This is a genomic window from Allobosea sp. GW822-FHT03F07 (assembly GCF_058801345.1).
Map to the genome: position 1 here is coordinate 271,640 of NZ_JBXAND010000004.1, position 21,487 is coordinate 293,126.

15 protein-coding genes and 1 riboswitch are annotated in these 21,487 nt (G+C 69.0%); of the genes, 7 read left to right on the plus strand and 8 right to left on the minus strand.

Annotated features, from left to right (window positions below):
• Positions 1 to 90: 90 nt before the first annotated feature.
• The 6 genes from AC1RMY_RS15080 (at position 91) to AC1RMY_RS15105 (ending at position 5,587) form a co-directional block, all read left to right on the plus strand.
• A complete protein-coding gene (locus AC1RMY_RS15080; protein WP_492865765.1) occupies positions 91 to 390 on the plus strand; it encodes a hypothetical protein in 300 nt (99 codons plus the stop codon).
• An 84-nt stretch (positions 391 to 474) separates the two neighbouring features.
• On the plus strand, positions 475 to 672 hold the full coding sequence (locus tag AC1RMY_RS15085) for a hypothetical protein (RefSeq protein ID WP_492865767.1): 198 nt from the start codon (positions 475 to 477) through the stop codon (positions 670 to 672).
• 36 nt (positions 673 to 708) lie between these two features.
• Positions 709 to 812: riboswitch (TPP riboswitch) on the plus strand.
• 76 nt (positions 813 to 888) lie between these two features.
• Positions 889 to 2,781 (plus strand): phosphomethylpyrimidine synthase ThiC, encoded by a 1,893-nt coding sequence (gene thiC / locus AC1RMY_RS15090; protein ID WP_492865769.1) that lies wholly within the window; start codon positions 889 to 891, stop codon positions 2,779 to 2,781.
• Positions 2,778 to 3,518 (plus strand): hydroxyethylthiazole kinase, encoded by a 741-nt coding sequence (locus tag AC1RMY_RS15095; RefSeq protein WP_492865770.1) that lies wholly within the window; start codon positions 2,778 to 2,780, stop codon positions 3,516 to 3,518. Before thiC ends, AC1RMY_RS15095 begins: the two co-directional genes overlap by 4 nt.
• Before the next feature lie 67 nt (positions 3,519 to 3,585).
• Positions 3,586 to 4,326, plus strand: coding sequence for a M48 family metallopeptidase (locus AC1RMY_RS15100; RefSeq protein WP_492865772.1), 741 nt, complete (start codon positions 3,586 to 3,588; stop codon positions 4,324 to 4,326).
• A gap of 64 nt (positions 4,327 to 4,390) precedes the next feature.
• Positions 4,391 to 5,587: a multidrug effflux MFS transporter gene (locus tag AC1RMY_RS15105; RefSeq protein ID WP_492865773.1), complete on the plus strand. Its 1,197-nt coding sequence runs from the start codon at positions 4,391 to 4,393 to the stop codon at positions 5,585 to 5,587.
• A 16-nt stretch (positions 5,588 to 5,603) separates the two neighbouring features.
• On the opposite strand, the gene AC1RMY_RS15110 is transcribed toward AC1RMY_RS15105, so the two are convergent.
• On the minus strand, positions 5,604 to 7,751 hold the full coding sequence (locus AC1RMY_RS15110) for a transglycosylase domain-containing protein (RefSeq protein ID WP_492865775.1): 2,148 nt from the start codon (positions 7,749 to 7,751) through the stop codon (positions 5,604 to 5,606).
• Positions 7,752 to 8,054: 303 nt separating this feature from the next.
• On the opposite strand from AC1RMY_RS15110, the gene AC1RMY_RS15115 reads away from it, so the two are divergent.
• A complete protein-coding gene (locus AC1RMY_RS15115) occupies positions 8,055 to 8,456 on the plus strand; it encodes a DoxX family protein (protein ID WP_492865776.1) in 402 nt (133 codons plus the stop codon).
• An 87-nt stretch (positions 8,457 to 8,543) separates the two neighbouring features.
• Here AC1RMY_RS15115 and trxA read toward each other — a convergent pair whose 3' ends face one another.
• The 7 genes from trxA to AC1RMY_RS15150 all read right to left on the minus strand — a co-directional run bounded on the left by trxA (position 8,544) and on the right by AC1RMY_RS15150 (position 21,169).
• The gene (gene trxA / locus AC1RMY_RS15120; protein ID WP_492865778.1) at positions 8,544 to 8,864 is read right to left on the minus strand and encodes a thioredoxin; all 321 of its coding nucleotides are present in this window, start codon (positions 8,862 to 8,864) and stop codon (positions 8,544 to 8,546) included.
• Positions 8,865 to 8,994: 130 nt separating this feature from the next.
• Positions 8,995 to 9,615 (minus strand): DUF1345 domain-containing protein, encoded by a 621-nt coding sequence (locus AC1RMY_RS15125; RefSeq protein ID WP_492865780.1) that lies wholly within the window; start codon positions 9,613 to 9,615, stop codon positions 8,995 to 8,997.
• Between the two features lie 35 nt (positions 9,616 to 9,650).
• Positions 9,651 to 13,163, minus strand: coding sequence for a double-strand break repair helicase AddA (addA, locus tag AC1RMY_RS15130; protein ID WP_492865782.1), 3,513 nt, complete (start codon positions 13,161 to 13,163; stop codon positions 9,651 to 9,653).
• Positions 13,160 to 16,267: a double-strand break repair protein AddB gene (gene addB, locus AC1RMY_RS15135; RefSeq protein ID WP_492865784.1), complete on the minus strand. Its 3,108-nt coding sequence runs from the start codon at positions 16,265 to 16,267 to the stop codon at positions 13,160 to 13,162. The genes addA and addB overlap by 4 nt, the downstream gene beginning before the upstream one ends.
• Positions 16,260 to 16,967 (minus strand): nucleotidyltransferase family protein, encoded by a 708-nt coding sequence (locus AC1RMY_RS15140; RefSeq protein ID WP_492865985.1) that lies wholly within the window; start codon positions 16,965 to 16,967, stop codon positions 16,260 to 16,262. Before AC1RMY_RS15140 ends, addB begins: the two co-directional genes overlap by 8 nt.
• A 180-nt stretch (positions 16,968 to 17,147) precedes the next feature.
• Positions 17,148 to 18,692, minus strand: coding sequence for a tRNA (adenosine(37)-N6)-threonylcarbamoyltransferase complex ATPase subunit type 1 TsaE (tsaE, locus tag AC1RMY_RS15145; protein WP_492865786.1), 1,545 nt, complete (start codon positions 18,690 to 18,692; stop codon positions 17,148 to 17,150).
• The gene (locus AC1RMY_RS15150) at positions 18,689 to 21,169 is read right to left on the minus strand and encodes a sensor histidine kinase (protein WP_492865788.1); all 2,481 of its coding nucleotides are present in this window, start codon (positions 21,167 to 21,169) and stop codon (positions 18,689 to 18,691) included. Before AC1RMY_RS15150 ends, tsaE begins: the two co-directional genes overlap by 4 nt.
• Positions 21,170 to 21,487: the final 318 nt, after the last annotated feature.

Sequence of the window (21,487 nt, forward strand, 5' to 3'; positions counted from 1 at the left end):
CCTTTTTCATGCCTGCGGAACTTCTGAGCGGTTCCCCTTGTTGTCCTCGCAAAGGCCCGCTGGAGGCCGTTCAACGGAACGCAGGGAGTTATGTCGATGCAGTTTCGCAGTAGCTTCTCGGCCGGACTGATCCTCGCCGCCGCAACCGTCGCTCCGCTCGCGGCCAGCGCCCAGACCATGGTGCTCGCGCCGCTGCCGCCGCCGCGACCGTTCGACCTTGCGGTCGCAAGCACCGCGCCCGCGCTCGATCCCACTGCTGCGCTGCGCAGCAGCGTCGCGGTGCGGGACAGCGTCGATCGGCGTCAGCATGCTGCGGTCATGACACCGCTGGATCGTGACGTGCCGATGCCGCGCGCGGTCCCGTCGATCATGGCTCCCGCACGCCCCTGAGAGGGCGCCCGAAGCGACCCTCGAATGCGGCGATTCACGATCGCTCAATATCCTGCGCCTATGGCTGGCGCAGGAGGCGCCTTCATGAGTGATTCCCTCGCCATCGCGCAGAGCTTCGCGGCCATGCAGGCCGGCGCCACGCAGCAGGCCTTGCAGACCGAAATGCTGCGCCAGCAGACGCAGGCCGATCAGGCCGTCGTCGCCCTGCTTCAGCAGAGCGCCGAGCAGATGCAGGCCGTCCTGCCGGCCGGGCAGGGCCAATCGGTCGACATCACCGCCTGAGGCGGTTGCGTATCCTTCTTCATCCGCCTAACCTCGATTTGTTCCGAGGGGTGCTCGCAAGAGCTGAGATGGCCTGATGGCCGAACCCATCGAACCTGATCCGGGTCATACCGGCGGAGGGACTGGAACGCGGCGCGGCCCGACTGCGCCCGCATCACAGCGCTTGAACCGCTTCGACGCCGGATCTCCTGACCCCTTGACCAAGGCGGAGATCCCATGAACACCCACACCAAGCCCCCCAAACACAATGCCGAGGCCGCGCGCAATTTCGGCGCGCCGACCGGCGTCACCACCGGGCCGATCATCGGCTCGCGCAAGATCTATGTGCCCGCGCCGCAGGATGTCTCGATCAAGGTGCCGTTCCGGGAGGTCGTGCTGACGACGGACGCCGAGCCGCCGGTGCGCATCTACGATCCCTCCGGCCCCTATACCGAGACCGATGCGAAGGTCGACCTGAATGCCGGCCTGCCTCAGCTCCGGCGAGACTGGCTTGAGGCGCGCGGCTTCGATGTCGTGCCGGGGCGCGCGGTGACGGCAGCCGACAACGGCAACATCTCGCCCGATCATCTCGTGCCGGCCTGTCCGGCCGAGCGCCCCGTCCGGCAGGCGAAGCCGGGCCAGATGACGACGCAGTATGAGTTCGCGCGCGCCGGCATCGTCACGCCCGAGATGATCTATGTCGCCCATCGCGAGAATCTCGGTCGCGCCGCGATGCTGGAAGGCGCGAAGGAGCGCCATGCCGATGGCGAGAGCTTCGGCGCCAGCGTGCCGGACTTCGTCACGCCGGAATTCGTCCGGGACGAAATCGCGCGCGGCCGCGCCATCATCCCCGCCAACATCAACCACCCGGAATTGGAGCCGATGGCGATCGGCCGCAATTTCCTGGTCAAGATCAACGCCAATATCGGCAACTCCGCCGTGACCTCGGGCGCGGCCGAGGAGGTCGAGAAGCTGGTCTGGGCGATCCGCTGGGGCGCCGATACGGTCATGGACCTCTCGACCGGCCGTAACATCCACAACATCCGCTCCTGGATCCTGCGCAACTCGCCGGTGCCGATCGGCACCGTACCGATCTATCAGGCGCTGGAAAAAGTCGGCGGCGATCCGATCAAGCTCGACTGGGAGGTGTTCAAGGACACCCTCATCGAGCAGGCCGAGCAGGGCGTCGACTATTTCACCATCCATGCCGGCGTGCGCCTGCCCTACGTCCCGCTGACGGCCAGCCGCGTCACCGGCATCGTCTCGCGCGGCGGCTCGATCATGGCGCGCTGGTGCCTGGCGCATCACCGCGAGAGCTTCCTTTACGAGCGCTTCGACGAGATCTGCGAGATCATGCGCCGCTACGACGTCTCGTTCTCGCTCGGCGACGGCCTGCGTCCGGGCTCTATCGCCGACGCCAATGACCGCGCCCAGTTCGCCGAGCTGGAGACCCTGGGGGAGCTGACCAAGATCGCCTGGGACAAGGGCTGCCAAGTGATGATCGAGGGCCCCGGCCATGTGCCGATGCACAAGATCAAGGAGAACATGGACAAGCAGCTCAGGGAGTGTGGGGAAGCGCCGTTCTACACGCTTGGCCCGCTGACGACCGATATCGCGCCGGGCTATGACCACATCACCTCCGGCATCGGGGCTGCGATGATCGGCTGGTATGGCTGCGCCATGCTCTGCTACGTCACGCCGAAGGAGCATCTGGGTCTCCCTGACCGCGACGACGTCAAGACCGGCGTCATCACCTACCGGATCGCGGCCCATGCCGCCGATCTCGCCAAGGGCCACCCGGCCGCGAAGATCAGGGACGATGCGCTCTCCCGCGCCCGTTTCGACTTCCGCTGGGAGGACCAGTTCAACCTGGCGCTCGACCCCGACACGGCGCGCGCGTTCCATGACGAGACGCTGCCGAAGGATGCCCACAAGGTCGCGCATTTCTGCTCGATGTGCGGGCCGAAATTCTGCTCGATGAAGATCACACAGGATCTGCGGGCCGAGGTGCTGGCGATGAGCGACAACGAACGCGCCAATCTCGAAGCTCTCGCTTCCGAAGGCATGGCGGCGAAGTCGAAGGAATTTCTCGACAAGGGCGGCAGCATCTATCTACCTGCGGCGGAATGAACGCCTTTCAGCAGAATCTCGACGCCGCGACGGTCGCAGGCGTCCTCGCGCGGGTGGCCGAGCGCCGCCCGCGCATCCATTGCCTGACGAATACGGTGGCGCAGAACGTCACCGCCAACATGCTGCTCGCCTTCGGGGCCGTTCCCTCGATGGCTGTTCATCCGGATGAGGTCGCGGCTGTGGCAGCCGGCGCCGGCGCGATCCTGATCAATCTCGGCACGCTCAGCCTGGAAGGCGAGCGCGCCGTGCCGAAGCTGCTGGATGTGGCGCGCCAGCATCGCAAGCCGTTGGTGCTCGACCCGGTCTTCGTCGAGCTGTCTCCCTTGCGCATGCGGCTGGCCGAGGAGGCCCTGCGACTGCCCGGAATCGTCGTGCGTGGCAACGCGGCAGAGATGGAGGCTCTCGCGCCGAGGCTCGCGATGGCGCCCAGCGCGACCCGCGTGACCACCGGCCGGGTCGACCGGATCGAGGGACCCGGCGGCTGGATGGAGATCGCCCATGGCCATCCGCTGATGGCGAAGGTCACCGGGCTCGGCTGCGCCTCCAGCGCCCTGGTCGCGGCCTGCTGCGCCGTCGAGGACGACCTTCTGCTCGCCGCCGGCGCGGCACTGACGGCCTATGGCATCGCCGGCGAGATCGCGGCCGAGCGCTGTGCCGGTCCCGGCAGCTTCGCGATGCATCTCGTCGACGCGCTGGCGAATCTCGACGAAGCAACGCTGGCGGCCCGCATGGGCTGAAACCGGCGGTGGGCGAGTGCGACAAGCCCCTTCCGCATCGGCTGCGAATCTCGCACAATCGCAGGCAATGCGGGTCTCCCTGTTCAAGCGCAAGCCCGATCCCGAACGGATCGAGGTGCCCCATGGCGGCATGCTCTATCCCGTGGTGGTCAAGCGCCGGGCGAGTGCGCGCCGGATGACGCTGCGCGTCTCGCAGGCGACCGGGGAGATCACCCTGACCTTGCCCGAGCGCGCCGATTTCGCGGCTGGGCGCGTCTTTGCCGAGAACCATGGCGGCTGGATCGCCGCCCGCGTGGCGAAGCGCCCGCTCTGCGTGCCGTTCGAACCCGGCGAGGTCGTGCCCTTTCGGGGCGAGCCGCACCGTATCGTCCACTGGTCGAAGGCGCGTGGCGTGACCCATGCCACGGTCGATGCCGATGGCGTGCCGATCCTCGCAGTCGCCGGCGAGGGCGCCCATGTCTCGCGCCGCATCAAGGACTTTCTGCGCAGGGCCGCGCTGCAGGATCTCGAGGAGGCGGTACGCCGCCATACGGCCGCGCTCGGCATCCCCGCCCGCAAGATCACGATCCGCGACACCACCAGCCGCTGGGGCTCATGCTCCTCGCAGGGGCACCTGAATTTCTCCTGGCGGCTGATCATGGCCCCGCCCCTGGTGCTGGACTACCTCGCAGCGCACGAGGTCGCCCATCTCAAGGAAATGAACCACTCGCATCGCTTCTGGGCTCTGACCCACAAGCTCTGCCCGCGCACAGAGGAGGCCGAGGCCTGGCTCAAGCGCCATGGCGCGGGCCTGCACGCCTACGGCTGAGCCTCGACAGCCCGATCGCGCGGGCCTAGACAGCCGCCTGCAGTCCACGCAAGGCCGCCTGTCCATGAAACTCCGTCCCGACACGCTGGCGATGACCGCCGTCCTCGCCATGCTGACGGCGCTCGGCCCGCTCTCGACCGATTTCTACCTGCCTTCCCTGCCGGACATCGTGCGGGTGATGCAGACCGACGTCGCCGGCGCCCAGGCGACACTCTCGGCCTTCCTGTTCGGCTTCGCCGCCGGGCAGATCCTGTGGGGACCTCTCTCGGACCGGCTCGGCCGCAGGCCGGTTCTCGTCGTCGGGCTCGGCATCTTCATCGTGGCGACGCTGGCCTGTGCCTTCGCGCCCTCGATCGGTGCGCTGACGGCCGCCCGGGCCGTCCAGGCGCTGGGCGCCTCAGGCCCGATCGTGCTTGGCCGGGCGATGGTGCGCGATCTCTATGAGGGGCCGCGCGCCGGCCGCGAGCTGGCCCGCATGGGCATGATCATGGGGCTGGTGCCGGCGATCGCGCCCGTGCTGGGCGGGGTGCTGCAGCAGGCCTTCGGGTGGCGTTCGACCTTCCTGGCGTCGCTCGCCTTTGCCGCGGCCCTCGTGGCGGTGGTGACGCTCCTCCTGCCCGAGACGATCCGGACCCGCTCGCGCGAGCCGCTTTCTCTCGTGGCCATCATCCGCGGCTTCGGCACGCTGCTCGTCAACCGGGCCTTCCGCGTCTATGTCGCGTTGACGGCGCTGGCCTATGGCGGGCTCTTCGCCTTCATCTCCGGCTCGTCCTTCGTGCTGATCGACATCCACGGCCTGACGCCGGTGCAGTACGGCTTGTCCTTCGGCTTCTGTGTGCTCGGTTTCATCCTCGGCACGATCATCGCCCAGCGCCTCGTCGTCCGGCTCGGCATGGATGGCGTGATCGCGCTTGGCGTGCGTTGCCTGGCCGGCGGCGGCCTCATCATGCTGCTCTGCGTCCTGACGGGATTCGCCGGCCCCTTCGGTGTCGTCGCGCCGATGGCGCTCTACGCCTGTGGCGTCGGCCTGACCATGCCGCAATCCCAGGCCTCCGCGATGATGCCCTTCCCGGATCGTGCCGGCGCGGCCTCGTCCTTCACCGGGCTCTGCCAGATGCTGTTCTCGGCCTGCGTCGGCCTTCTCGTCGGCCATGCGCTGAAGAGCGGTGCGCTGCCGCTGCCGCTGGTGATGTCGGCGATCGGTGTCGCGGCACTCGTTCTGTTCAGGGCGAGCGCCGCCGTCAGGGCCGCGAAGAGCTGAACGGAAAGATTCGGGATCAGCCGCCGAACAGCCGTTCCAGGAAGTTCTTCTCCTGCGGCGCCGGCGGAACCCAGGCGCGGTCGCCTCCGGCCGTCTGGGTGGTGGCGGGCGGCCGCGCGCCAGCGACCGGAGCGCCGCCGTCGAAGATCGACTTCGGCGTGCTGTGCCAGAGCCCGCCGGGCAGCGGGGCCGGCTGCATGCCGGCATGGGCTGCCTTCATGTACTTCCCCCAGATGTCGGCGGGCAGCCCGCTGCCGGCGACGCGCTTCATGGCGCTGTTGTCGTCGTTCCCGAGCCAGACGGCGGTCACGAGACGGGCCGTGAAACCGACGAACCAGGCGTCGCGGAAATCCTGCGTCGTGCCCGATTTGCCGCCGACCTCCCAGCCGGGAATATTGACCTTGCTGCCTGTCCCGCTGGCCATCACCTCGTGCAGCATGCTGTTCATCATCGCCAGCGTCTCGGGCTGGATCACGGTGCCGAAGCCTGACGCCTTTCGCGCATAGATCACCTTGCCGGAGAGCGATTTCACCTCGCGGATGACATAGGGCAGCACCGCCTGCCCGCCATTGGCGAAGGCGGTGTAGGCGGTGGTCAGCTCGACCGGCGACACCTCGGATGTGCCGAGCGCCAAAGACAGGTTGGGCTGGAGCGCCGAATTGATGCCGAGGCGCTGTGCCGTCCGGATCACCTCCTTCGGCGTCACCTCCTGGATCAGCCGCGCGGCGACCGTGTTCAGCGAGTGAGCCAGTGCGGTTTGCAGCGTCACCGGGCCGCGATAGCTGCGCGAATAGTTCTCCGGCTCCCAGCCCTTGATCGAGACGGGTGAGTCCTCGCGGATCGTATCGGGTGTCAGGCCGCGCTCCAGCGCGGTAAGGTAGACGAACGGCTTGAAGGAAGAGCCCGGCTGGCGCCTGGCGGCGGTCGCGCGGTTGAACTGGCTCTTGGTGTAGTCCCGTCCGCCGATCAGCGCGCGGATGCCGCCATCGGGAGCCATCGACACCACCGCGCCCTGGCTGACGCCCTGCTTGGCGCCCTGCGCGGCGAGCGCCTCGACCAGGATCGTCTCGGCGGAGGCCTGCAGCTTCGGGTCGATGGTGGTCAGCACGGTGACGTCGCCCTCGACCGCGCCGATGAAGTCGTCGAGCACGTCCATGACATAGTCGGCGGCATAGTTGACCGAGCCGGCGCCGATGCGCTCGGTCGCCTCGGCCGGCGCGACCAGCGCCGTCTTGGCCGAGGCCTGCGAAATCAGCCCCTGTTCGGCCATCGCCGCGATCACGAGCTGGGCGCGCTTCTCGGCGGCGTCCGGGTTGCGATTGGGCGCGAGGCGCGACGGCGCCTGCACGAGGCCGGCGAGCATGGCGGCCTCGGCGATCGTGACCGAGCGCGCCGACTTGTTGAAATAGCGCTGCGCCGCCGCCTCGACGCCATAGGCGCCAGAACCGAAATAGACCCTGTTCAGATAGAGTTCGAGGATCTGGTCCTTGGAATAGGTCCGCTCCAGCCAGAGCGCCAGGATCGCCTCCTGTATCTTGCGCGCGGCGGTGCGTTCCTGCGTCAGGAACAGGTTCTTGGCGAGTTGCTGGGTCAGCGTCGAGCCGCCCTGCACGCCGCCGCTGCGGCGCAGGTTGTTGACCATGGCGCGCGCCAGGCCGATCGGGTCGATGCCGAAATGGTCGTAGAAGCGCCGGTCCTCGATCGCGACGAACGCCTTGGGCAGATAGGGCGGCACTTCGCCGATGGTGATGGTGCGCCCGCCGGTCTCGCCGCGATTGGCCAGCAGCGAGCCGTCGGCCGCCAGGATCGCGATATTCGGCGGCCGTTTCGGCACGGTGAGCTGGTTGATCGGCGGCAGTTGCGCGGCGTGATAGGCGACGAGCCCGCCGAGCCCGATGGCGCACCAGAGGCCGACCACCAGCGTCCAGTAGAACAGCCCGCCGAGGAAGGAACGGCCCCTGCGGCCGCCGCGTCGCCCACCCCTGCCGCCGCTACGCTTGTCGCGGCGCGGCGGATTGCGCGGTTCCTGGCGCGGCGAGGCGCGATGTCCACGGACGGGGCGGTCGTCGTCAGAAAGGCGCATGTCGAAATCGTCGCGGCTTTCGCCCCGTCCTCGCTCGAAGGAGGGCTCGCGCCGCTCAGCCCGTCTCGCCCGGTCGTTCATCCTGCCCCGTCACGCCGATTGCCGCAGCTTTCATGAACCTGCGGCCAAGGCTCCAGACAGGAGTGAAACATGGCGCTTTTAAGGGGTGGTTAAGCGTGGCCGGGCCGTCCTCACGGAATTGGTCGCGGCAACGTGAAGATGTTGCAATCCTGCAAGCGTTCTTCCGCCTCCTCCTCGTATTGCGAAGCTTGCGACAATCCGCCATCAGGCTTGAAAAGCCAGAGCAAGTGGAAACGCCAGGATACCCCGGCTCCGCGCCGTACGATCGTTCCGACCCGCAATCCGCACCTGAAAGAGAGACCCATGTCTGCCCTCGATTCCGTCAAGCGCTTCGATCCGTACTTCCTGGCACTGCTGCGGATCTTCACGGCCCTCAGCTTCATCTCGCATGGCACGCAGAAGATCTTCGCCTTCCCGGCGGCGCCCTCTTGGGGCATGCCGGCCGCTTTCTCCCTGCCCTGGACGGCGGGCGTGATCGAGATCGTCGGCGGCGCGCTGGTGCTGGTCGGTTTCATGACGCGCCCGGCCGCCTTCATCCTTTCGGGCCTGATGGCCGTCGCCTACTGGATGGCGCATGGTTCGAAGGGATTCTATCCGATCCTGAACGGCGGCGAGGCCGCCATGCTGTTCTGCTTCATCTTCCTCTACATCTTCGCGGCCGGCCCCGGCGCCTTCAGCGTCGACGGGATGCGCCGTCGCGCCTGATCGCAGGACGGGCACTGCCCGGAAAGACGAAAGGCCCGCCATCCCGGAAGGATGGCGGGCCTTTTCTTTGCAGCGTCGTAGTTGATCTCAGACGGAGCCGGCGATCCAGCGCGACAGGTCGCTCTTGGGCGCGGCGCCGACCTTCTGCGAGGCCAGCTTGCCGTCCTTGAACAGCATCAGGGTCGGGATCGAGCGGATGCCGAACTGGGCGGGGATCGCCTGGTTCTCGTCGACATTCATCTTCACGATCTTGACCTTGCCGTTCATCTCGCCGGCGATCTCCTCGAGCGCCGGTCCGATCATGCGGCAGGGGCCGCACCATTCGGCCCAGAAATCCACCACGACCGGTTCGCTCGACTTGAGGACGTCGGCCTCGAAGCTCGCATCGGTCACCTTGCTCGTCGCCATGGCGTGTCGCCTTTCATGATGTGTGGCGGCAGCGCCGCCTTCGCCCGGAAAGCTATGAACGCGTCGGGTCCGGGTCAAGGCGCGTCCGGCGCGGGGTCGGCTCTGTCCCCACCACATGCGAGGGCGCGCTTCATGAGCCGCCCGAGACGAGGCTCGCACCGACATTGATGCCGAGCGCGAGGATACTGGTGTTGAAGATGAAGGCGAGGACCGAGTGGGCCAGCACGATTCCGCGCGCCCGCCGCGTGGTCACGCCGACATCCGACGTCTGCGAGGTGCAGCCGATCGTGTAGGAGAAATACAGGAAGTCGACATAGTCGGGGTCGCCTTCGCCGGGGAAATCGAGGCAGGGCTCCTTGTGGCCGCCGCGATAGTAGATGCCGGCGTAATGCAGCGTGAAGAAGGCGTGAACCACGGTCCATGAGCACAGGATCGTGAGGCCGCCGAGCGCCAGATGCAGCCCCCGCTGGCCCGCAGGCAGCCCGCCGATCGCAGCGAGCTCAAGCCCGATCGCGGCGATGCTGGCCGTGGCTGCGAGGCAGGCGATCACCAAGATCGCGACCGCGCCCTCGTCCTGCCGTTCGGCACGGGCCCGAATCTCTGCGACGGACTCGCTGAAGATCGTCGTCGACAGCATGGCGAGATAGAGGATCGCCCCGGCATCCCAGGCGATCATCAGCCGCGTCGTCCAGCGCCAGCCCCCTGGTAGCAGCAGCGCGAGCACTGCGATGGCTGCGAGGGCGACGGCCAAGCGTGGTCGCACCATCAGGGAGCGTGGCAGGATTCTCATGGCGCGTCGCTGAGCATGGGGCTCCTCCCTGGCTCGGAAGCCGTCCTGCCGGCCGTGCCGAGCCGCTCCATCACGGCGTCGAGCCGTGCCGGAGCGGGCTCCAGCCGGGTCAGCGTCGCCGTATAGACCAGCAATGCCCGCACGGACCTGCCCGGGTAGATCTGCCCGATCAGCGCGCGATAGACCGCAAGCTGGGCCAGCGTCGTCTCCGGGATCGCCTCCACGTCGCGCGGCGGGCTGGCCGTCGTCTTGAAATCGGCGATGACGACCTCATCCGCCGAGATCGCCAGCCGGTCGATCTGGCCGGAGACCGGGCGCCTTTCGCCATCGCCCAGTTCGACCGTGCCGGCGATGGGCACCTCCGAAAGCGAACCCGGCCCGAACAGCGCGGCCAATGCCGGCACCGCGAGCAGCGCCAGCGCCTCGGCGATGATAGTCTCGCGTCGAGAGGCCGGCACCGCTCCAGCCCGTGCTGCGCCGAGTGCTTGCGCGACCGAGCCGCGCTGATCGGGCGCGATCTCCGGGAGCATCTGCAGCAGAAGATGGGCGAAGCGCCCGGCGGCCGCGGCCTCGGCCAGGAACGGACCGTCTGCGGGCCGGTTCGGCGCATCGGCCGCGGCCAGCGCGCTGGAAGGCTTGAGAGGCGGAGCCGGCTCGGCCTCGCGCGGCGGCGGCGTCCGCAGCCAGGCGGGAATCGGCACGGCCGACGCTGCTGTAGCTTGGCTTGGAGCGTCCTGCGGTTGCGGCGGCGAGACCATGAAGCGCCTGATGGCACTCTCGCTCTCGCCGATCTCGGCGAGGCCGGTCGCGGAAGCCGCGAGGCCCGCCTCGACCATCGCATACCAGCTTCCCTCGGGCGCCTCGCCCTTGGCCTGCGCGCCGCAGACGATCAGCCGGTCCTCAGCCCGCGTCATCGCGACATAGAGCAACCGGTGATGCTCCTCGACCATCTGGCCGATGATGCGTGCCTTCGCGGCTGCCGTGGCGGCTGCATCCTCGGCGCTGGCGGGCGGCCAGATCGGCACCGCCTGCCGGCGCGGTGGCTCGATCGCCATGATTTTGGGCAGGCGCTTGGCGCCGGGGGCCGGGGCGAGATCGGCGAGGATGACGACCTTCGCCTCCAGCCCCTTGGCGCCATGCACCGTCATGACCCGGACCTCGCCGGCGCTCGACGACAGGTCGCGCTTCACATCGGTCGCGGTTTGATTGATGTGCTGCAGGAAAGCGGCGAGCGAGGGACCGTAGCGCCGCTCATGGTCGAGTGCGGCGGATAGGAAGGCGTCGAGCGCGTCCCCCGCTTCGGCGCCGAGCCTGGCCAAGGCAAGGTTGCGCCCACCGCCGGGCCCGAGAAGCCCGGCGAAGAAGCGGAACGGCCCGCAGCGCCCGGCCTCGTCCGCGAGCTCGGTCAGCTGCCTTTCGACGGAGGCATAGCGCGGTTGCGTCGGCCCCGCCTCACGCAGCGCCTGCCGCAGCGAGCCCTTCCGTCCCGGGGCCAGCCGCAGCAGGTCGTCGTCGTCGAGGCCGATCAGCGGCGTCTTCAGCGCGGTGGCGAGCGTCAGGTCGTCCTCCGGCAGGAGCAGCGTCCGGCCGAGCACGACGAGGTCTTCCACCGCCGGATGCTCGGCGAGCGTCAGCCGGTCCCGGCCCGTGACCGGGACGCCCGCATCCTTCAGCGCCTTGACGATGTTCTCGAACAGCGCGCCGCGCTGGCGCAGCAGGATCATCACGTCGCCGGGCGAGAACGGGTTGCCGAGGTCGTCCAAGCTCCGGCGCGTCCACTCGCTGAGCGTCGCCGCGATGCGCTGGGCCAGCTTGGCGGTGCCGCTGCGCCGCTCGGGCGCATCGACCGGCGTCGTCCAGGCGTCGGGCGGCTCTGCGGTGTCGTTGGCGCAGAGCGGCCAGAGATCGACGCAGCCCGCCGCGCCACGGCGCACCGTGTCATGGGTCTCCGGCCGGTCCGCGCCGTCGAAAACGAGCCCGCGCGCATGCTCGGGCAGGGCGAAGACCGCATCGACCGCCTGCATGATGTCGGGCGCCGAGCGGAAGGAGGTGTTGAGGCTGATCGGCTCGAAGCGCTGCTCGGCTTCCATAATGCGCTGCCCGAGCTGCCGCTTCTGCTCGTTGAAGGCGGCGGGCGCGGCGCCCTGGAAGCCGTAGATCGACTGCTTCTCGTCACCGACGACGAAGACGGTGCGGGGTTTCAGGCTCTCCTCACGCCCGCTTTCGCCGGCGCTGAACTCCTCGGCGAGCTTGCGCAGGATCGCCCATTGCGCCTCGCTGGTGTCCTGCGCCTCGTCGAGCAGGATGTGGTCTATTCCCGCATCGAGCTTGTAGAGCACCCAGGCGGCCTCGACCCGGGTCAGCAGCGAGCGCGTCCTGGCGATCAGATCATCATAGTCGAGCAGCGAGCGCTCGCTCTTCTGGCGCTGATAGGAGGCGAGCATCCGCGTCACCAGCAGGGCCAGCGCATGGCTGCGGTCGCGGATCGCGATGGCGTTCAACTGGTCGGCGGCTGCGAGCAGAAGCCCAGCCAGCTCGTCGAGCACAGCCAGAAGGGGGGGCTCGAACTCCGACTTGCCCTTGCCCCTGATGTTGATGTTGATCGTCCCGGCATCGGTGATGAAGCCGCGCCGGCAGAACGCGATGGGATCGCCATCGTCGACGCCGGCGAGCAGGGAACGAAGCGTCGCGGCGAAATTCTGCCGCGTCTGGCTGCCGACGGCCAGCGCCTCGATCAGCCCGCCCAATCCCGCGATCTCAGCGATTGCGCTGCGGAAATCGGCCTTGACGGTCGCGGCCGACAGATCAGGCGCGATCCCCAGGACCGCGGCGATGCCGTCCCGCATCTCACCCGGATCGCGGGCGCGCCCGTCCGCGTCGTTGAACAGGGCACGCTGGCGCAAGGCCTCCTGCATCATCGCGTCGAAGGTATCCTGTGCCGCCTGATGGGCGAGCAGGTCGAGCGCCTCGGCTTCCGCGCCCTGCGGATCGGCCGCGACGGCCCGCAGCAATTCGCGCCGCGCCTCGCGCAGCATCTCGGCCTGGGCGAGATCGTCGGCCACCTCGAAGCGCGGCGGCACATTCGCCTCGAACGGTGCCGATTGCAGCACGCGCGTGCAGAAGGCGTGGATGGTCTCGATCTTGAGTCCGCCCGGCGTCTCCAGCGCCTGCGCGAACAGCCGTCGCGCATCCGCGCGCTGCGGCGCTGACGGCTGCTCGCCGGTCAGCTTCGCCAGCGTGTCGATCAGATCTTTTTCGGGCAGCGTCGCCCAGGCGCTGAGCGCGGCGAAGACGCGGTTCGCCATATTGGCGGCGGCTGCCTTGGTATAGGTGATGCAGAGCAGACGGCTCGGCGCGACTCCGTCGAGCAGGAGCCGCAGGACGCGGTTGACCAGCACATGGGTCTTGCCCGAGCCGGCATTGGCCGAGACCCAGGCGCTGAGGCGCGGATGGGCGGCCAGCGCCTGGCGCTGGTTCGTCAGCGGCGGGACGATCCAGCCCGGCTTCACGCTTCGCTCCCCTCGTCGCTGTCGGAGGCGGCGGCCCACTCCTTGACCCGTGCCAGATGGTCGTAAGGCGAGGCGTAGCGGATATAGTCGGGTGCCCTTCGCGAAACGAAGGCCTCGCGGCCGCCGCGCAGTGCGTCGAGATGGTCCAGCAGGCGCTGGAGATGGCGCGCGGCGACATCGGCCAGCGGCTCGCCGTCGAAATCGAGCGGCTTGTCCTTGGCCCAGCTTTTCGGATCGTGGTGAAGCTTGAGGTAAAGCAGCGCCGCGACCGGCGTCGGGCCGGCCAGGGGCGGGAAGCCGGCCCGCGCCGCAAGCTCCGCCTCCAGCGTCAGTTGCGGCGCGAAGCCCTTCTCGACCTGCGCCTTGCTCGGCGGCGCGCCGGTCTTGAAGTCGATGATGCGCAAGGCCGGCTCGCGCGTCAGCTCGATCCGGTCCGCCCGGCCGCTGAGCCTGAAGCTGGATCCGTCGGTCAGGGCGAAATCAGTACCCGTGCCGAGTTCGACACCGATACGCGCGATCTCACCGCGCCGCCGCCCCTCCCAGGCGATGAAATGTCCGGCCGTGATCAGGAAGCGCGGCCACCAGAAGGCGCGCACCTCCGGCGCATCGTCGAACTGGCGGAACTTCGACGCGCCGATCTCGATCAGCCGCGCCAGAGCGTCGGCCGGCAACTGCTCGGGATAGGCGAGGGCGAAATCCGCGACGATGTCGTGCAGCAGGTTGCCACGATCCTGCGCCCCCGGGTCCTCGATCAGCGCGTCCAGCGCATCGAGCTTCAGGATCTTGCGGGCATGGATCTGGTAGGGGTCGCGATAGAGCGTCTCGACATCGGTGACGCTGAGCGAGAGCGGCTGCAGCGCGCGCGGCGGTTTCGGCGCCGGGCGTGCCACCGGGCGGACGGGCGCAGGGGCGGACAGCGCCGAGGCGAATGCCGTCAGCCGCGCGCCGCGGGCGAGTGCCTCGCCCCAGACCGCCGCAGGCGTCACAGCCTTCAGCCGCTGCCAGAAGCGCGAGGCGATGGTCTCCGCCTCGCCGGCCTTGCGCGCACGGGTCAGCGTGACCTGCGATGCCCCGAGCGCCTGCACGAAGTCGTGCGCGGTCTGGCCGATGCGCCGTTCCGGAGGCGACAGGCCGAGCTCGGCCCGCATCGGCCGGTTGAGGAAGGAATCCGTCTTCGTCTCCGGCGGCCAGACGGTCTCGTTCAGCCCGCCGAGCACGACATGGTCGGCCTCGAGAAGGCGGGCTTCGAGCAGGCCCCAGATCTTCACGCGCGGATGACCGCCCCCCGTCCGCTGCACCACCCGCTCGGCCAGAAGCCCGTCGAGGATGGCGACGAAATCGGCTGGCCGTCCGCCGGCGGGCATGTCGGCTTCAGCGGCGCCGAGATCGTCGAACAGGCTGGCCAGCGCTTCGCCGTCAGGGCCGGTGAAAGCGAGGGCAGGGCCGTCCTCGTCGCGGCTGACGGCTTCGAGCGCTGACCGTGCCGCCTGCATCACCCCTGCCAGCGCGGGCGCGGCCAGGAAGAGCGCCTCCAGCAAGGGCGCGAACGCCTCTCCCAGACGGTTCAGGATCGCAGTCGCGGCCGCCTGATCGCCCTCGGTCAGCCGACGGCGCGGGCCGGGCGCATGCCGCGCGCTGCGCATGTCGTCCCATTGCGTCAGGCTGACATGCAGACCCGCCAGCCCCTTGCCCACGGCCACACCGCGCCACAGCCCGATCTCGAGCGCCGAGGCGCCGCGCTCGACATCCGCGCGCGCTAGGCCGAGCCGGCAGAGCGGATGCGCCAGCAGCGACACGAGTGCGGTCGGCGTCAACTGCGCCAGCGCCGCTTCCAGGATCAGGCGCAACAGCGAGCCGGCCGGCCAGCGCGCCAGCGGCAGCCCGGCGGAATCGTCGACCTCCACACCCCAGCGCCTGAGCTCGACGGTGACGCGTTCGGCGAGGCCCCGATCGGGCGTGATCAGCGCCGCCTGCCGGCCGGGCTCCTCCAGCGTCTCGCGCAGCGCGATCGCGACAGTCAGAGCCTCCTGCCGCTCGTCGGCCGCCTCGACGAGACACAGGGTTTGGAAGGCGCGGGCGGCCTCGTCGGCGTCGAGCCGCTCGCGCAGATCGGCCCAGCTCTGGGTGACCGAGGCCGGCAGCAGGGCTTCGCGCAGCAGCCGGGACCGGGCGGCGCGCGGGGCATCCGGTTGCACCAGGCTCCGGACGTCGTCGCGGGTCGCCTGCAGGGTTTCCAGCAGATGATGCAGCGCCGCCTGCGGATGCGAGGGCGCAGGCTCCTCGGCGATCGCGTTCCAGGCCGGATCGGCAAGGTCGAGATCGATGCCCGGCAGCACGACCGCGCCGTTCGGCAGTCTCGCGATCGCCGCCAGCAGCCGCGCCGTGGCGGGCACCGTGCCGGTCGAGCCTGCCGCGATGATCGGCCCTGTGACTGCGCCCGAGAGCAGTCGCTCGCGCTCGGCGGCGAGCATGCGGTTGCGGAAATCCGCGGGGTCGCAGGCGCCGCGCTCCGCGAGAATGTCTGGCCAAGCCTCGCCGAGAATGGCGAGGAAGCTGGCGTTGAGCTGCCAGATTCGGTCGAAGCGCGCCGCGTCGAGCCTGGCCAGGCACTCGATCGCGACGTCCTCCGTCTGCATCTGGTCGAGCAGGGCTGCGAGGTCGCCGGCCAGCCCATAGGCCTCGGCCAATGTCGCCGGCACCAGCGCGGGTTCGGACGGATCAAGCCTGAGATGGCTGCGATTGGCGCTGCGGCCCCAGGCATCGACGAGCCGGGTCAGCAGCATGCGCCGCGCCAGCGGATCGATTGGCCCGAGCCGCCCCTCGGCCCAGGCGCCGGCGCCGATCAGCGCGGTCTCGGCCTCGTCGACATCGCCGAGCGGCATGATGCGCGGCAGCAGCAGCGGCCGTCCGTCGAGCTTGTCGGAGAGGCAGGCGGCGAAGGCGCGCGCAGCCCGCCGCGTCGGCAAATAGAGCGTTGCCCGCGCCATGGCGGCCGGGTCATCAGGGTCGTGGACCCGCCCGAACCGCCCCTCCAGCATCGCCTGCGCCAGCACCTCCAAAAACGGAGCGCCGGCCGGGATGGAGAAGAGGTTCAGCTCAGGCATGGACCCGATTGGCTGCGGTGAAGGCTGCTTCCGCAGGTCCGATCGCCTCGGGCGTGCCGACATGCAGCCATTGGCCTTCGAGGACGAGGCCGTGCAACCGGCCGGCCGCGATAGCGCGGTCGAACAGCAGGTTGAGCGAGAACGGGCCCTCGGGCGTGTGCGAAAACAGCTCGGGCTTCATGATGGCGACGCCGGCATAGACGTAAGGTGCGCTCGTCGCGCTGCCACGCCGCGTCAGCAGCCCGTCCTCGTCGCGGAAGAAGTCGCCGCGCCCATCGAAGCCGACGCTGCCCTCGCGCTCGGCCAGCAGCAGCAGCATGTCCATCCTGCTGGGGTCCCAGGCCGTCGCCATCGCGCTCATGTTGGAGCGTTCCGTTTCGCTCCAGAGCGAATCGGAGTTGACGTGGAAGAAGGGGCCCGGTCCGAGCAGCGGCAGGGCCTTCTTCACGCCCCCGCCGGTTTCCAGAAGCTGCGCCCGCTCGTCCGAGATCGTGATCCGCGGCGTGGCGCGTGAAGCGAGATGCGTCTCGATCTGCCCGGCGAGATGATGGACGTTGACCACGGCCTGTTCGACACCGGCCTCGGCGAGCCGGTCGAGCGCGTGATCCAGCATCGGCTTGCCGCCGATCGCGACGAGCGGCTTGGGCAGCGTGTCGGTGATCGGGCGCATGCGCTGGCCAAGTCCGGCCGCCAGAACCATGGCCCGGCGGATCGGTCGAGAACTGGCCTGCGTCACGCGAATCTCCCGGCTGCGAGCGAGCTTGGTTCATAGCGCGTCATGGTCGGGCTTGTCCCGACCATCCACGTCTTCGCTGGTCGCGGGGCGTGTTCAAGGCGTGGATGCTCGCCACAAGGGCGAGCATGACGGAGCCGGGCGAACTCACTCCACCTCGAACAGCTTCGGCAGATGCGCCTGGTACCAACCCTTCAGCTCTTCGAGCGCGGGGTGCTCCAGGTTGCGGCGCAGATAGGCCTCGATGCGCGGCAGATGCTTGAGATAGGCCGGCTTGCCGTCGCGCTTGTCGAGTCTTGCAAAGATGCCGGCGATCTTGGTGTTGCGCTGCGTGCCCATGATCGCATAGGCGCGGGCGAAGCCGGCGAGGTCGAACTCCGGATCATCATTGCGCCGCGCCGCGCCATAAGCGGCCAGGATCCGCAATTCGAGTGCGGCGGGCACGTCGATCCGCGCATCCTGCCCGAGCGAGGCGAGGTCGTAGGCCGGGTGGCCGATCACCGCGTCCTGGAAGTCGATCAGCCCGAGCTTGGCATGACCCTCGCGTTCGGGCAGCCAGATCAGGTTGGGCGAGTGGAAGTCGCGCAGCGTCCAGGTGCCCGGCGCCTCCAGGATCTCGTTGAAGAGCCGGTTCCAGATCCGCGAGAATTCGGCCTGCGTCACGGCCGGAAGGGTCACGCCGGCGATATGGGGCGCATACCATTCGAGGACCAGCTCGGTCTCGATCGCGAGCGCGCCGCGGTCATAGTCAGGCACGACATGGTCGCGTCCTTCCGTCACCGGCAGGATCGTCGGCAGGGTGTGGCGGTGCAGGTCGGCGAGCAGGCGCGCCGCCGCCTCATAGCGCTCGGGGATCGGTCCGTCGGCATCGACCACGCCTTCGCTGCCGAGATCCTCGATCAGCAGCAGCCCCGTCGAGAGATCCTGCGCGTAGATCTCGGGCGCCGAATAACCCAGCGAGTGCAGCCCGCGATCCATCGCGACGAAGGCGTCGACGGTCTCCGCCAGATGCGCGATGGCGCTATAGGGCTTGCCGAGCCGGATCGCCGGGCCGTCCGGGCGCGGCGGCGAGATCATCAGCACGGCGCTCGTGCCGTCGGCCTGCGTCAGCCGCTCATAGGCGCGGCTCGAGGCGTCGCCCTGCATGTAGTCGCGCCGTGCTTCGCCCCAGCCGGCCTCGTCGATCAGGCGACGCGTCGCGATCGCGATCGAGAGCCGTTGGCGCCAGAGTACCCCGCCGGAGAGATCGGCGATGCGGCCGGTCTCCGGGTTCTGCGGATCGACGTCGAGCACGATGTCGAGACGGCGGCCGCCCGGCAGCCGTGCGCCGGCGCGGTCGGGCCATTCGACCAGGGTGATCAGGCGGTCGAGATCCTCGACGAGGCCGATGTCGTCGAGCTCCTCGGGGGAGCGGACGCGGTAGAGATCGGCATGGAGCACGCTGCCGCGCGGCGTCTCGTAGTTCTGGACCAGCGTGAAGGTCGGGCTCGGGGCTTCGAGCGCCGGATCATCCGCGAGTTCGCGCAGGATGGCGCGTGCCAGCAGCGACTTTCCGGCGCCGAGATGGCCCGACAGCGCGACGATGTCGCCGGGCTTCAGGATCGCGGCGAGATCGGCGGCCAGCCGCAGCGTCGCGGCCTCGTCGGCCAGCACCAGCCTGTGCGTGCCGCTCTTCCGAGCTTCCTCGGTCATTCCGCCGCGTCCGACATCCGCAGGCCTTCGGAGGGGAACACGGCTGTCACGCGCGTGCCGCGCCCCGGCGCCGAGTCGAGCTCGACATGGCCGCCATGCAGCTCGACGATCGAGCGCACGATCGAGAGGCCGAGCCCCACGCCGCGATGGTTCGAACCGAGCGAATGGCTCTCGAAGCGGTCGAACACCTTCTCCTTGACCTCGGCGGGGATGCCGCGGCCCTGGTCGGCGACGGTGATGCGGACATCGTTGCCGCTACGGACGGCGCTGACCGTGATGGTCTGGCCCGGCGAGGAGAAGCCGATCGCGTTCGAGATCAGGTTGAACAGGACCTGGCGCAGCCGCTTGCCGTCGGCCCGCAGCGGGCCGGTCTGAGGGGCGATCTCGACCTTGAGGTCGAGCTTGCTGTCGGTCAGGCGGTCATGCAGCCCGGCCGCCGCCTGGGCGATGGTCTCGGCGACGTCGACCTCCTCGAGCTCCAGCGTCAGCGCGCCGTTGTCGATCGTCGCGAGGTCGAGGATGTCGTTGATAATGGCGAGCAGCGCGCCCGAGGAACGCACGATGTGCGAGGTGTAGTCGCGCTGCTTCTCGTTCAGCGCGCCGATCGCCTCCGTGCCAAGCAACTGTGCGAAGCCGATGATGTTGGTCAGCGGCGAGCGCAGCTCATAGGAGACGTGGTGGACGAAGTCCTCGCGCAGCCGCGAGACCTTCTCCAGCGCCTCGTTCTTCTCGGTCAGGGCGCGCTCGACATTCACGCTGGCGGTGACGTCGGCGAAGGTGATCAGCGTCGCCCCGTCCGGCAGCGGGGCGGCCGCGCAGTCCAGCACCGTGCCGTCGCGCCGTTCCATCCGGCAGCCATAGTCCTCGCGCGCATCGCGCACGCCGGTGACGACGCTGTGCAACTCGCTCCAGATCTCGTCCTGCGGGAACAGCGGCCGGCACAGCCTGACGACTTCGTCGATATGGGGGGCGGCGCTCGTGAGGTCGGTCTGGATCTTCCAGGACTGCGCGAAGGCGGGGTTGGAGAGCTTGAGCCGCCCGTCCGAGCCGAACACGGCGACGCCCTCGCGCAGCGAGTCGAGCGTCTCGCGCTGCGTCCGCGACAGTGCGTTGAAGCGTGACTCGAGCGTGAAGCGCTCGGTCACGTCGTCGAGCAGATAGGTCACGCCGCCCTGCGGATTGGGGCTGGCGACGACATGGATGGTGCGCCCGTCCGGCAGATACCACCAATCCTCATTGGCGCGCGTCGAGGTATAGGCGGCCTGGACGCCGGCCTTCCAGCTCCGATAGTCGCCGAGTTCCGGCAGGCGCCGTTCGGAGCGCAGGCGGTCGAGGATTTCGCTGTCGCTCGGCTGGCCGTCGAGGAAACCGGCATCGAGCGACCACAGCGTCTCGAAGCCGGGATTGCGATAGACCAGCCGCTGCGAGGCGTCGAACACGGCGACCGCCGTCTTGAGCCTGTCGAGCGTGCGGATATGGGCGTCCATCTGGCGCTGCAGATCGGCCCGAACGGCTTCCAGCTCGCTCATATCGGTGGCGATGCCGGCAAATCCCGTCGGCGTCGGCAATTCGAGGATGTCGAGCGTGCGGCGTTGTCCGGCGACGATGGCAGGGGCCCGCACCGAGAAGGACTGGCCCTCGCGCCGAGCCCTGGCTGCGCCCTCGCGCTCGCTGCGGTCGAGCAATTCGAGTCCGTTCTTGACGGCTTCGCTGCCGTCGGCGGCCTCGACGGCGCGCGCATAGGCGGCGTTGCACCAGCTCAGGCGCCCCTCGGGCGTCCGGGTCCAGGCCGGCTGAGGCAGCCCGGCGAGCAGCCCGGCGAGCGTCTTGTGGTCGCCGCTGACGCGCTCCAGCTCGCCGCGCACCGCCAGCACCTGGGCGCGCTCGCCCGTGACCTCGCGGAAGCGGATGACGGCGCGGCCAGCCACGGGCCGTCCCTCGACATCGATGAAGGGGCCCGTCTTGCTGCGCAATGTGAAGCCGAAGGACTCGCCGCGTTCCTTCAGGGCGTCCGTGGCCAGTTCGAGTTTCTTGGCATCGGCTGGCGGAGCCCAGGCGCCATAGGCGAGCGCAAGCGTTGCACCGGGCGCGCCGAGGAAGCCGCTGTCGCCTTCGAAGATCGGCTCGGCATTGCGCCCGTTCCAGGAGACGACGACCTGCGGATCGGCGGCGAGCAGCGCCGACAGGCGGTCCTGCTGCCCGCGCGCGGTTTCGAGTTCGCGCGCGAGCTCGTTCTCGCGGCGCTGCCAGCGCGAGCGCTCGCGGACATAGACCAGCGATGTGGTCGCGGCAAAGACGGTGAGCCCGGCGACGATCACCGAGAGGGCGCCGGTGCTGAAGAGGTCGGGGCGCAGCGGTGCCAGCCATTCGCCCTGGGCCAGCGCGGCGGAGGGGGCCTGGCTGGCTGCGAGCCCCGGCACAAGCGCATGCCGGCGCCAGCCACCGCTGCTCCGTTCCTGTCGGCTCGACCGTTTCATCCCGCGTCCGTCTTCCTCGTGGGCAGCGCAGGGCCGCCGGGTGTTCGGTGCATTCGAAACCGGGCATTGAACGACGCTACGCCGTCCAGGGAGGCCACTTCGAAGGGCACCCGACGCACGCCTGCCACGACACCGATCACTGCGTGTCGATCCGGTTCGCGCAAGGGCGCTGAGCCCGAATCAGCTTCACTCTACTCATCCGTGGAGTCCGGCAGGAAGTGCTTAATGGCCGGTAAATCGGGCGAATTTTGAAAGCACCGAACTGGAAGCCGTCCGCCATCAATCCATAGGGGCTCTGGCCGGCTGCGATTCTATTAG